The sequence below is a fragment of the Pseudomonas sp. GW821-FHT09C10 genome, assembly GCF_059418085.1.
The window spans coordinates 284,638-296,447 of record NZ_JBWKPE010000007.1 but is presented as its reverse complement, the minus strand read 5'-3'; the positions used below and the strand labels follow the sequence as shown (position 1 = coordinate 296,447).

Annotated in this window: 10 protein-coding genes; 4 read left to right on the top strand and 6 right to left on the bottom strand. The window is 63.5% G+C overall.

Features of this window, described 5'->3' with window-relative positions:
* Positions 1 to 2 precede the first annotated feature (2 nt).
* From AC07OT_RS16140 to AC07OT_RS16115, 6 genes are all read right to left on the bottom strand, one after another.
* The gene (locus tag AC07OT_RS16140) at positions 3 to 2,900 is read right to left on the bottom strand and encodes a 2Fe-2S iron-sulfur cluster-binding protein (RefSeq protein WP_495108493.1); all 2,898 of its coding nucleotides are present in this window, start codon (positions 2,898 to 2,900) and stop codon (positions 3 to 5) included.
* Complete coding sequence (locus AC07OT_RS16135) at positions 2,897 to 3,196, bottom strand: sarcosine oxidase subunit delta (protein ID WP_495108492.1); 300 nt, start codon at positions 3,194 to 3,196, stop codon at positions 2,897 to 2,899. Before AC07OT_RS16135 ends, AC07OT_RS16140 begins: the two co-directional genes overlap by 4 nt.
* Positions 3,197 to 3,209: 13 nt before the next feature.
* Positions 3,210 to 4,451 (bottom strand): FAD-dependent oxidoreductase, encoded by a 1,242-nt coding sequence (locus AC07OT_RS16130; protein ID WP_495108491.1) that lies wholly within the window; start codon positions 4,449 to 4,451, stop codon positions 3,210 to 3,212.
* Complete coding sequence (gene folD, locus AC07OT_RS16125) at positions 4,433 to 5,338, bottom strand: bifunctional methylenetetrahydrofolate dehydrogenase/methenyltetrahydrofolate cyclohydrolase FolD (protein ID WP_146477591.1); 906 nt, start codon at positions 5,336 to 5,338, stop codon at positions 4,433 to 4,435. The genes AC07OT_RS16130 and folD overlap by 19 nt, the downstream gene beginning before the upstream one ends.
* On the bottom strand, positions 5,335 to 6,201 hold the full coding sequence (gene purU, locus AC07OT_RS16120) for a formyltetrahydrofolate deformylase (protein WP_495108490.1): 867 nt from the start codon (positions 6,199 to 6,201) through the stop codon (positions 5,335 to 5,337). Before purU ends, folD begins: the two co-directional genes overlap by 4 nt.
* A gap of 281 nt (positions 6,202 to 6,482) precedes the next feature.
* A complete protein-coding gene (locus AC07OT_RS16115) occupies positions 6,483 to 7,082 on the bottom strand; it encodes a helix-turn-helix domain-containing protein (protein WP_027603577.1) in 600 nt (199 codons plus the stop codon).
* Between the two features lie 282 nt (positions 7,083 to 7,364).
* Here AC07OT_RS16115 and glnT point away from each other — a divergent pair, with 282 nt between their 5' ends.
* Genes glnT through AC07OT_RS16095 form a run of 4 tightly spaced genes read left to right on the top strand, consistent with a single transcriptional unit; the run spans position 7,365 to position 11,650 of the window.
* Positions 7,365 to 8,699, top strand: coding sequence for a type III glutamate--ammonia ligase (gene glnT, locus AC07OT_RS16110; protein WP_495108489.1), 1,335 nt, complete (start codon positions 7,365 to 7,367; stop codon positions 8,697 to 8,699).
* 22 nt (positions 8,700 to 8,721) lie between these two features.
* A complete protein-coding gene (locus tag AC07OT_RS16105) occupies positions 8,722 to 9,627 on the top strand; it encodes a class II glutamine amidotransferase (RefSeq protein ID WP_065925860.1) in 906 nt (301 codons plus the stop codon).
* A gap of 11 nt (positions 9,628 to 9,638) precedes the next feature.
* A complete protein-coding gene (locus AC07OT_RS16100; protein WP_167654912.1) occupies positions 9,639 to 10,313 on the top strand; it encodes a GltB/FmdC/FwdC-like GXGXG domain-containing protein in 675 nt (224 codons plus the stop codon).
* A gap of 14 nt (positions 10,314 to 10,327) precedes the next feature.
* Positions 10,328 to 11,650, top strand: a complete 1,323-nt coding sequence (locus AC07OT_RS16095) for an FMN-binding glutamate synthase family protein (RefSeq protein WP_495108488.1) — start codon at positions 10,328 to 10,330, stop codon at positions 11,648 to 11,650.
* Positions 11,651 to 11,810 lie beyond the last annotated feature (160 nt).

Here is an 11,810-nt window from a genome sequence, read left to right as displayed (position 1 = left end):
GCTTAACCCTCCTGGCGTTGGTGGGTGGGGTCGAAGAACGGCAGTTGCACCACCTCGGCCTGGACGACGATGCCGCCTTCGACGCGAATCGGAATGCGCTGCCCCGGTGTGCTCTGGTCGATCCCGGCGTAGGCCAGGCCGATGATGCGGCCCAGGCTGGCGGAATATTCACAGGAGGTGACGTTGCCGCTGATGTCCGCGCCGTTGAGCACCAGATGGCCTTCCAGCGGTTGCACGCTGCCCTTGGGCAGGCTGAAGCCCACCAGTTTGCGTTTCAGCGGCTGGGCTTCGAGGATGTCCACCGAGCGGCGACCGACGAAGAACGGCTTGTTGCGGCTGATCGCCCAGCCCATGTCGATTTCTGCCGGGTGAGTCATGCCGTCGGTGTCCTGGCTGATGATCACGTGGCCTTTTTCCAGGCGCAGCAGGCGTTGGGTTTCGACGCCGAAGGGGCGAATGTCAAAGGCCTTGCCGGCCGTCATCAACGCGTCCCACAACGCCAGGCCGTGGCGTGCCGGTACGTGGATTTCATAGCCCAGCTCGCCGACAAACCCGACCCGCAGCAAGCGCGCCTTGATCCCGGCCACCGTGCCCTGGCGCACGCCCAGGTAGGGGAAGCCTTCGGCACTGAGGTCGAGGTCGCTGCACACCTGCTCCAGCACCTTGCGCGAATCCGGCCCGGCGAGGTTCACCGCACAAATCGCTGCCGTGACGTTGGTCACGTCCACGTCCAGGCGCCACTGTGCGTTCCACTTGAGCATCTGCTGGTAGATGCGGTCGACGCCGCTGGTGGTGGCGGTGATGTAGAAATGCTTGTCGGCCAGCCGCGCGCACACGCCGTCGTCGATCACCACGCCGTGTTCGTTGGTCATCAGCGCATAACGCGAACGGCCCACCGGCTGCTTGAGGAACGCGAAGGTGTACATGCGGTTGAGCAATTCGGCGGCGTCCGGGCCGCGCACGTCCAGGCCACCGAGTGTGGACACATCGATCAACCCGACCTTGTTGCGCACGTGCAGCGCTTCGGCCTGCATGCACGCTTCGCGGTCCTGGGGCTTGCCGTAATAGGCCGGGCGCTGCCAGATACCGGCGGGCATCATCTTCGCCCCGGCTTGCACATGGCGCGCGTGCATCGGCGTTTGGCGGTAAGGGTCGAAGGCCCGCCCGGCGACATGCGCAAGTTTCTCCGCCACGAACGGCGGCCGTGCGGTGGTGACCCCGGTTTCGCTGATCGTGCGCTGGGTCGCCCAGGCCACCAGCCGCGCGGTCGGCAGCGCCGAATGGCGCCCCTGGGACGGGCCCATGCCGACCGTGGAGTAACGCTTGACCAACTGCACATCGCGGTAGCCGATGCGGGTGGCGTTGACGATGTCCGCCACTTGCAGGTCTTCGTCGAAGTCGATGAAATCCTTGCCCTTGGGGTGCGGGAAGATCGGCCAGTGGAAGTTGACCTGGGCTTCGCTGCGCAACGCTGCAGGCGGGCTCGGGCTGTTCAAACCGAGGGCGCGCAGGCTGTCGGCGGCGGCGTTGGTCCCATCCGCCAGCACATTGTCCAGTTGATGCCGACCGTGTACGGAACCGGCCACGCCCAGGTTGCGCGGCAGGCCACTGAGGCTGAACTCCGCCCGCGAGTCGTCATAGGCCAGCTTGCCACCGGCCTGGCATAGCAATTGATAGACCGGCATATAGCCGGCCGACATGCACAGCAGGTCGCAGTCGATCACGTGCCCGCTGGTGCTGACCTGGCCCTGGCCGGTGATCTGGCGCACGTCGACGCCCTTCACATGGCGCAGGCCTTTTTCATGCAGGGCCTCGAACACCGTGCTGTTGTTCAGGCACGGGATCTTGCGCTGGGCCAGCGCGCCCGGCAGGGCTTTGTCCGCCGGGGCGTGACGCAGGTCGATCACGGCGGCCACCTCCACGCCCTGGTCATGCAGGTCGAGGGCGGCGAGGTAGCCGTCATCGTTGCCGGTGAGCACTACCGCGCGCTTGCCGGGCTTGACCGCATAGAGCTTCATCAGGCGTTGCGCGGCGCTGGTGAGCATCACCCCCGGCAGGTCGTTGTTGCGGAAGACCACCGGCTGGTCGAACGAACCGCTGCACACCAGGCACTGTTGTGCGCGCACTTTGTACAGGCGCTTGCCCTGGATCACCGGCAGGTAGTTGTCGGTGAACCAGGCATTGCAGGTGGCGTCGGTGAGCACCTGGATATTCGCGTGTTGCTGCACCGCGCCGAGCAACTCGAGGCGCAGGGTGTCGGCGCGGGTGCCGGCGATATCGAAGCGCGCGTAGGTCAGCGACCCGCCGAGAATCGGCTGCTGCTCGATCAGCAGCACCTTGGCGCCGGCATTCGCAGCGGTCAGCGCGGCCTGCAAGCCGGCGGGACCGGCGCCGATCACTGCGAGATCGGTAAACAGGTAGGCCTTGTCGTAGTACTCGGGTTGGAACGTCAGGTCGAGCACGCCCAGGCCGGCCTTTTTGCGGATGATCGGCTCCCAGACTTTCCACATGCCCTTGGGCTTGTAGAACGAACGGTAGTAGAAACCCACTGGCATGAACTTGGAGAACTTACCCAGGTAGGCGTCCTTGTCGTTATCCAGCGAGCCGTTGACGTTCTGCGCCGTCACCGCCAGGCCTGCGGACAGCGCATGGGCATCGGCCAATACGTTGGGTTCGCGGGGCAGTTGCACCAGGCTGTTGGCGTCATGGCCGGCCATGGTCAATGGGCCGCGTGGGCGGTGGTACTTGAACGAACGCGACATCAGGAAGCGCCCGTTGGCGAGCAGCGCGCTGGCGATGCTGTCGCCCTGCAAACCTTGGTAGGGCAGGCCGTCGAAACTGAAATCGAGTGGCTGGTCACGCTGGATCAGCAAACCCATGGGGGCGGGGAGGCGGTTCATCCGGCGATCTCCTTGGCGGTGGTGAAGTCGACGCGGGTGTTGAACACTTCGCGCGGATCGAAGGTGCGCACGATCTCGTCGGTGACCGTGTGGCGCTCGGCGAGGAACCAGTAACTGGACGGCGTGTGCATCCACCATTCGCGCACCACACCGGCGAGGTTGTCGGTGTTGAACACGTAGTCGGCCCATTCGGCATCGCTGCAGGTCAGCGGATCGGGCATCGGTTTGAATTCACCGCCGTAGGTGAACTCGCTGATATTACGCGGCCCGTTGAGCGGGCAAATCATGATTTTCATCGTCTGCTCTCCGTCAGTGGCTGGCCGCTGTGGCGCCCATTTCGTTGACTTGCTGGAAGGTCGAGAAACGTTCGAGGCCGAAGGGCTTGATCAAGTCCGGCACCTTGCCGCCGCTGGCGACCAGCTCGGCCATGGTCTTGCCGCAGATCGGCGTGGCCTTGAAGCCCCAGGTGCCCCAGCCGGCGTCGAGGTAGTAATTCTTCAGCGGCGACAGGCCCATGATCGGGCTGTAGTCGGGGGTCATGTCGGTGATCCCGGCCCACTGGCGCATCAACTTGGCGTTGGCCAGGAACGGAAACATCTCGATGGCATGGGCCAACAGGCTTTCCTTGAGGTCCAGGGTCGAGCGCGTGTTGAACAGCGGGTAGGGGTCGGAACCGCCACCGAACACCACTTCGCCACGGCTGGTTTGCTGCACGTAGCAGTGCAGGGCCGAGGAACTCACCAACGGGTCGAGGAACGGCTTGAACGGCTGGGTGACCATGGCCTGCAACGGGAAGGTCTGGATCGGCGAACGGATACCGGCCTTGGCCATCAGCAGCGAGCTGTGCCCGGCAATCGCCTGCACCGCGCAGCCGCATCGGATGGTGCCGCGATTGGTTTTCACCGCGGTGATGGCGCCGTTCTCGATCACCAGGTCCTGCACTTCGGTGAGCTGATGGATTTCCACGCCGTGCTTGGCTGCCTGCTTGGCGTAGCCCCAGGCCACGGCATCGTGGCGTGCGGTGGCGCCGTCGATATGCCAGAGCCCGGCGATTACCGGCAAGTGGCCGGGGTCGAGGTTGAGGCTGGGCACCAGCTCGCGGATCTGCTGGCGGTCGATCATCTCGGTACGCCCGCCGAAGTGTTTGTTGACCTCGGCACGCTGGCGGAACGAACGCACGGTGGCGTCGGTGTGGGCCAGGGTCAGTTGGCCGCGCTCGGAGTACATGATGTTGAAATCGAATTCGTTGGACAGCGACTGGAACATCTTCACCGACTCGGCGTAGAAACGAACGCCTTCGCTGGTGAGGTAGTTGGAGCGGATCACCGCCGTATTGCGCGCGGTATTGCCGCCGCCCAGGTAGGCCTTTTCCAGCACCGCTATGTTGGTGATGCCGTGGTACTTGGCCAGGTAGTAGGCCGTCGCCAGGCCATGGCCACCGGCGCCGATGATCACCACGTCGTAACTCGACTTGAGTTCCTTGGGCGGTGGCAGGTCCACCTCCACCGGGTACTCCGAACTCAGCCCGTATTTCAATAGATTGAATGGCATACGGCCTCCGATTGGCTGCGTAGGGCGTGGTGTTGCGCCAGGGCGGCGGCCACGGTGTTTTTCATCAGGAAGGCAATGGTCATCGGCCCGACACCGCCGGGCACCGGGGTGATGGCGGCGACATGGGGCAGGGCGCTGTCGAAGTCGACATCACCCACCAGGCGGCTGCGGCCGTCGTCGTCGATGCGGTTGATGCCGACATCGATCACCACCGCGCCGGGCTTCAACCAGCTCGCGTCAATCAAGCGGGCGCGGCCCACGGCGGCGATCACGATATCGGCCTGGCGACACAGGGCCTGGGCGTCGTGGCTGCGCGAATGCAGCACGGTCACCGAGCAATCCGCCTTGAGCAGCAGCGCGGCCATGGGCTTGCCGACGATGTTCGAACGGCCGATCACCACCGCGTGTTTGCCACGCAGGTCGCCGCAGGTTTGCTCCAACAGATACAGGCAACCACTCGGGGTGCACGGCGTGAGCACTGCGCGGCCCTGGCTGAGGCCGCCGACGTTCTGGCTGTGAAACCCGTCGACGTCCTTGTCCGGCGCGATGGCCTCCAGGGCGCGCAGTTCGTCCATCTGCGCCGGCAACGGCAATTGCAGGAGGATGCCGTGGATCGCCGGGTCGGCATTCAATTGGCCGATCAGGATCAACAATTGTTCGGTGCTGGTATCGCCGGGCAGGCGATGCTCCACGGAGCGGATGCCCACCTCTTCGGCGCGCAGGATCTTGTTGCGCACATAGACCTGGCTGGCCGGGTCGCTGCCCACCAGGATCACCGCCAGCGCCGGTTGAATAGCCTGCCCATGCAGCCGCGCCACGTCCTCGCGCACTTGCAGCAGCACGCGCGCCGCGGCGGCTTTGCCGTCGATCAGCTTATGCGCGCTCACCGGAACACCACCGTTCTGTCCTGATTGAGGAAGACCCGGTGCTCCAGGTGGTACTTGACCGCCTTGGACAGGGCCACGGTTTCGGTGTCGCGGCCGATGGCGACGAGGTCGTCGGGCTTGTACACGTGGTCGACGCGCTGCACTTCCTGCTCGATGATCGGGCCCTCATCCAGGTCGCTGGTCACATAGTGCGCGGTGGCACCGATCAACTTCACGCCGCGTTGATACGCCTGGTGATAGGGCTTGGCACCCTTGAAACCGGGCAGGAACGAATGGTGGATATTGATCGCCCGCCCCGACAGTTGCCGGCACAGGTCGTCGGAGAGGATCTGCATGTAGCGCGCCAACACCACCAGCTCGGTGCGGGTGTCGTCGACGATCTTCATCAGCTCGGCTTCCTGCGCGGCCTTGTTGTCCCTGGATACCGGCAGGTAGATAAAGCGAATGCCCTCGCGCTCGGCCATCGGCCGCAGGTCGAGGTGGTTGGAGACGATGGCGGTGATGGTCATGTTCATCTCGCCCTTGTGGTAGCGGTAGAGCAGGTCGGTGAGGCAGTGGTCGAACTTGCTCACCATCAGCATCACGCGCATCGGCTCGCGGGTGTCGTACAGCTCCCACTGCATGTCGAAGGCCTGGGCGACATCGGCGAAACCGTCTCTGATCGCTTGCAGGTCGCCTGTGTGGCCATCGTTGAAACGGAACACGGCACGCATGAAAAAGCGGCCGCTGAAGTCATCGTCGAACTGCGCCATTTCCCCGATGTAGCACGCCTTGTCCGCCAGGTAAGTGGTGACGGCAGCGACGATGCCGGACACGGCGGGGCACGTCACCTTGATGATGAAATGGTTTTTTTCGTGTTGCATGACACGTCCTCGGGATGATGGCGGCAGCTCATCGCATAGCGAAAAAATGTCTGAGGACAGCAGGCTCATTCCTTGAGCGCGTTTTCTTGTGGGGAATAAAATATTCCTGAGATGGCTTTATAGGGGAATGGGGGCAGGGCGTCTAGGGGTTTTGGGAAAGTTTTTTAACTGGGGGGAATTTTTACACAGGCCCAACGGCATCGAACGCTGTTAAAAATGTGGGAGGGGGCTTGCCCCCTCCCACAATTGGATCTCTGTGCTTCAGGTGTATCGAGTCCGGATTACTCTTTGTCGTTGCCGTAATTCATGATCGACAGCAGGCGAATCGGCACCCGCACCAACTCTTCCGGCCCATGGGGAATCTCGCCCTCAAACGTCAAGCTGTCGCCAGCCTCCATCCGATACAGCTGGTTGCCATGCCGGTAAATCAACTCCCCCTCCAGCAAATGCAGAAACTCCGTCCCTGGATGGGCAAAGGTCGGAAACTCCTCACTGGCGTCATCCATGCTGACCATGTACGCCTCGAAGCTCTTCTTCGGACCGCGCGTGTGGTTGAGCAGGTGATAGGTATGCCCCTTCTCCGTCCCCCGGCGCACCACTTCCATGCCCTGGTCGGCCTTGACCAGCAAGGCGCTGCCATCCTGCTGGTCGTATTCGCTGAATAACTTCGACAGTGGCAGCCCGAGTACATCGCACAGGCGGCTCAAGGTATCGAGGCTGGTGGAGACCTGGGCGTTCTCGATCTTGCTCAACATGCCTTGGCTGATATCGGCAATCTTCGCCACGTCGGACAGCTTCAGGTCCTGGGCCTGGCGCTGGCGTTTGATCTGCAGCCCCAGGTATTGCTCGAGCTTGAGGCGCGGGGCGGTTTCGGTGGACATGATCATCGGCTCCTGCACGGTTTCCGTTCAGTAATATTATTTTCGCACTGGGAAAGTGCAAGGTCTGGCGCTTGAAGGCCACCCCGCTGTGCGTATTCCTGCGGGGAAAAGAATTTTCCCATATATACAGCACAAAAGCGCAGCTCCACCCACTTCGATGTGTCGATCGCGATTCTGGCAAGGGTATTGCATTCCTGTAAGGAAACTAACTTTCTTTTTAGGAATAAAAAGACAGCCTAGGCCCACCCACACGGTTTTGCCTTTCGCGAGGAGTGACACGCAATGTTGCCAGCAGAAACCCAGCGCATCATCGACAAGCACGGGATCAAATACGTGCTTGCGCAGTTTGTGGATATACACGGTGCGGCCAAGACCAAGTCGGTGCCCATCTGCGGGCTCAAGACCGTGGCCGAAGAGGGCGCGGGGTTTGCCGGGTTTGCCATCAGTGGCATGGGCATGGAGCCCCATGGCCCGGACTTCATGGCGCGCGGCGATCTGTCGACCTTGACCCCGGTACCCTGGCAGCCGGGTTATGGGCGCGTGGTGTGCGTCGGGCATGTCGACGGCAAGCCTCATCCCTACGACAGCCGCTACGTGTTGCAGCAACAAGTGCAGCGCCTGCAGGACAAGGGCTGGACGCTGAACACTGGCCTGGAGCCCGAGTTCAACCTGATGCGCCGCGACGAGCAGGGCAAGCTGCAACTGGTAGACCCCAGCGACAACCTCGACAAGCCTTGCTACGACTACAAGGGCCTGTCGCGTTCGCGGGTGTTCCTCGAGCGCCTGACCGAAGCCTTGCAGGCGGTGGATTTCGAGGTCTATCAAATCGACCACGAGGACGCCAACGGCCAGTTCGAGATCAATTACACCTACAGCGACGCCTTGACCTCCGCCGACCGTTTCACCTTCTTCCGCATGGCCGCCGGAGAGATCGCCAATGACCTGGGCATGATCTGCTCCTTCATGCCCAAGCCCGACCCGAAACGCGCCGGCAACGGCATGCACTTTCACCTGTCGATCAGCAGCGCCGAGAACAAAAACCTGTTCCATGACGCCAGCGACCCAAGCGGCATGGGCCTGTCGACACTCGCCTATCACTTCGCCGCCGGCTTGCTCGCCCATGGCCCGGCGCTGTGTGCGTTCGCCGCGCCCACGGTCAACTCCTACAAGCGCCTGGTGGTCGGCAACTCGTTGTCCGGCGCCACCTGGGCCCCGGCCTTTATCGCGTTTGGCGCCAACAACCGCTCGGCCATGGTCCGCGTGCCGTATGGCCGCCTGGAGTTCCGCCTGCCGGATGCCGGCTGCAATCCCTACCTGGTCAGCGCTGCGATCATCGCCGCGGGCCTGGACGGTATCGATCGCCAGCTGGAAATCGACCACGTCTGCAACGAAAACCTCTACAGCCTGAGCCTCGAGCAGATCGCCGAGCGCGGCATCAAGACCCTGCCGCAATCCCTCAAGGAGGCCTGCGACGCGCTGGAAGCTGACGCGCTGTTCGCCGAAGTGCTCGGCCCGCAGATCGTGGGCGAGTTCATCAAGCTCAAGCGCATGGAGTGGGTGGAGTACAGCCGCCATGTGAGCGACTGGGAAATCCAGCGCTATACCGAATTTTTCTGACACCGTGTGACGGAGACTTGTTATGTGTGGAATCGTAGGCCTGTACCTGAAGAATCCGCAGCTGGAACCCCAGCTCGGCCAGCTGTTTGAACCCATGCTGCAAGCCATGACCGACCGTGGCCCGGACAGCGCCGGTTTTGCCATCTACGGCGATGAAGTCGCCGATGGCTGGGTCAAGCTGACCCTGCAAGCCACCACCGAAGCCTTCGACTGGAAAGGCTTGATGGGCGAGCTGGAAGGGCGCCTCGGCTGTTCCCTGGATTGGTTCCAGAACGCCAGCGCCGCCGTATTGAAGATCCACGCCGACGAAACCCCGGTGCGCCTGGCCCTGGCCGAACTGGCGCCGAGCGTGCGCATCATGAGCGCCGGGCAGAGCATCGAGATCCTCAAGGGCATGGGCCTGCCCCAGGAAATTTCCCAACGCTTCGGCCTGGCAAACATGCAGGGCAGCCACATCATCGGCCACACGCGCATGGCCACCGAAAGCGCGGTGACCATGGAAGGCAGCCACCCGTTCTCCACCGGCGCCGACCTGTGCCTGGTGCACAACGGCTCGCTGTCCAACCACTTCCGCCTGCGCCAGGAACTCAAGCGCGAAGGCATCCACTTCGAAACCGACAACGACACCGAAGTCGCCGCCGGCTACCTGACCTGGCGCCTGCAACAGGGCGATTCGCTCAAAGAGGCGCTGGACCATTCCCTGGAAGACCTCGACGGCTTCTTCACCTTCGCCATCGGCACGCGCAACGGCTTTGCGGTGATCCGCGACCCGATTGCGTGCAAGCCGGCGATCTTGGCCGAGACCGACGACTACGTCGCCATGGCCTCCGAGTACCAGGCGCTGTCGAGCCTGCCGGGCATCGAGAACGCGCGGATCTGGGAGCCGGCACCGGCCACGTTGTACATCTGGGAACGCCCGTCAGCTTAAGGAGCGCACACATGAAAACCATCGATCTCTCCACCGCCACCGTGCGTGACCTCAACCAGGCGCTGCACGCCCAGGTCATCGACAACGAGTGGCGCGTGACCCATTCCAACGGCAAGCACAACCTCGCGGTGGGGGTGAACCAGGCCGTGTCCATCGATATCGAGGGCCACGCCGGCTACTACTGCGCGGGCATGAACCAGCAGGCCTCGATTACCGTGCACGGCAATGTCGGCGTGGGCTGCGCCGAGAACATGATGTCCGGCTCGGTGCGCGTCAAAGGCAGCGCGTCCCAGGCCGCCGGGGCCACGGCCCATGGCGGTTTGCTGGTGATTGAGGGCGATGCGGGCGCGCGTTGCGGGATTTCCATGAAGGGCATCGACATCGTCGTCGGCGGCAGCATTGGCCATATGAGCTGCTTCATGGGCCAGGCCGGGCGCCTGGTGGTGTGCGGCGACGCCGGCGATGCGCTGGGGGATTCGCTCTACGAAACCCATATCTACGTGAAAGGCACGGTGGAGTCCCTGGGCTCGGACTGCGTCGAAAAAGAGATGCGCAGCGAGCACCTGCAAGAGTTGCAGGAACTGCTCGACCGCGCCGGCTTCGCCCACCAGGCGGCGGATTTCAAGCGCTACGGCTCGGCCCGTCAACTCTACAACTTCAAAGTCGATAACGCCTCCGCGTACTGATCAGGAGCTTCACCATGACTGAACAAACCCCTCCGGTCCTGCGCGAGTCGGCCGCCTTCGACCGCCTGACCATCCAGGAAATCCAGCGTGCCGCCGAAACCGGCATCTACGACATTCGCGGTGGCGGCACCAAGCGCAAGCTGCCGCACTTCGATGACTTGCTGCTGCTCGGCGCCAGCGTGTCGCGCTACCCGCTGGAAGGCTATCGCGAGAAGTGCGGCACCGATGTGATCCTCGGCAACCGCTTCGCCAAGAAGCCGATCCACCTGAAGATCCCGGTGACCATCGCCGGCATGAGCTTCGGTGCGTTGTCGGCCAACGCCAAGGAAGCCCTGGGCCGTGGCGCGACCATCGCCGGCACCAGCACCACCACCGGTGACGGCGGCATGACCCCGGAAGAGCGCGGCCAGTCCCAGCACCTGGTGTATCAGTACCTGCCATCACGCTACGGCATGAACCCGGATGATTTGCGCAAGGCCGATGCCATCGAAATCGTCCTCGGCCAGGGCGCCAAGCCCGGCGGCGGCGGCATGTTGCTCGGCATGAAAGTCACCGAGCGTGTGGCCGGCATGCGCACCTTGCCGATCGGCGTGGACCAGCGCAGCGCCTGTCGCCACCCGGACTGGACCGGCCCCGATGACCTGGCAATCAAGATTGCCGAGCTGCGCGAAATCACCGATTGGGAAAAACCGATCTACGTGAAAATCGGCGCGAGCCGGCCGTATTACGACGTGAAGCTGGCGGTCAAGGCCGGTGCCGATGTGATCGTGCTCGACGGCATGCAAGGCGGGACTGCCGCGACCCAGGAAGTGTTTATCGAGCATGTGGGCATCCCGATTTTGTCGGCCATCCCGCAAGCGGTACAGGCTTTGCAAGAGATGGGCATGCACCGCAAGGTCCAGTTGATCGTCTCGGGCGGGATCCGCAACGGTGCCGATGTGGCCAAGGCCATGGCGATGGGCGCGGATGCGGTCGCCATCGGCACGGCGGCGCTGATTGCCCTGGGCGACAACCACCCACGGCTGGACGCGGAACTGAAAAAGATCGGCTCGGCCGCCGGCTTCTACGACGACTGGCAGAACGGCCGCGACCCGGCCGGCATCACCACCCAGGACCCGGAGCTGTCCAAGCGCCTCGACCCGGTGGAAGGCGGGCGGCGGTTGGCCAACTACCTGCGGGTGATGGTGCTGGAGGCGCAGACCATGGCCCGTGCGTGCGGCAAATCGCACCTGCACAACCTCGACCCCGAGGACCTGGTGGCGCTGACGGTGGAATCGGCCGCCATGGCCCGGGTGCCGCTGGCGGGGACCAGTTGGGTGCCGGGTTCCGGTTACTAGCGGGCCCCTGTAGTGAGCGGGCTTGCCCCGCGCCGGGTGGCGAAGCCACCCCAATAAAGCCGCCGCATTCATTGAGGTAGAAATGCGGCGGTTGGTTTACGGGCGGCTTCGCCACCCAGCGCGGGGCAAGCCCGCTCACTCCACCCAGGTACTTCCCATT

Excerpts from the sequence above, each read along its gene's own strand:
- AC07OT_RS16135 (WP_495108492.1), bottom strand. The coding sequence starts at position 3,196 with ATGAAAATCATGATTTGCCCGCTCAACGGGCCGCGTAATATCAGCGAG.
- AC07OT_RS16140 (WP_495108493.1), bottom strand. The coding sequence starts at position 2,900 with ATGAACCGCCTCCCCGCCCCCATGGGTTTGCTGATCCAGCGTGACCAG.
- AC07OT_RS16130 (WP_495108491.1), bottom strand. The coding sequence starts at position 4,451 with ATGCCATTCAATCTATTGAAATACGGGCTGAGTTCGGAGTACCCGGTG.
- AC07OT_RS16115 (WP_027603577.1), bottom strand. The coding sequence starts at position 7,082 with ATGTCCACCGAAACCGCCCCGCGCCTCAAGCTCGAGCAATACCTGGGG.
- purU (WP_495108490.1), bottom strand. The coding sequence starts at position 6,201 with ATGCAACACGAAAAAAACCATTTCATCATCAAGGTGACGTGCCCCGCC.
- AC07OT_RS16105 (WP_065925860.1), top strand. The coding sequence starts at position 8,722 with ATGTGTGGAATCGTAGGCCTGTACCTGAAGAATCCGCAGCTGGAACCC.
- AC07OT_RS16100 (WP_167654912.1), top strand. The coding sequence starts at position 9,639 with ATGAAAACCATCGATCTCTCCACCGCCACCGTGCGTGACCTCAACCAG.
- glnT (WP_495108489.1), top strand. The coding sequence starts at position 7,365 with ATGTTGCCAGCAGAAACCCAGCGCATCATCGACAAGCACGGGATCAAA.
- AC07OT_RS16095 (WP_495108488.1), top strand. The coding sequence starts at position 10,328 with ATGACTGAACAAACCCCTCCGGTCCTGCGCGAGTCGGCCGCCTTCGAC.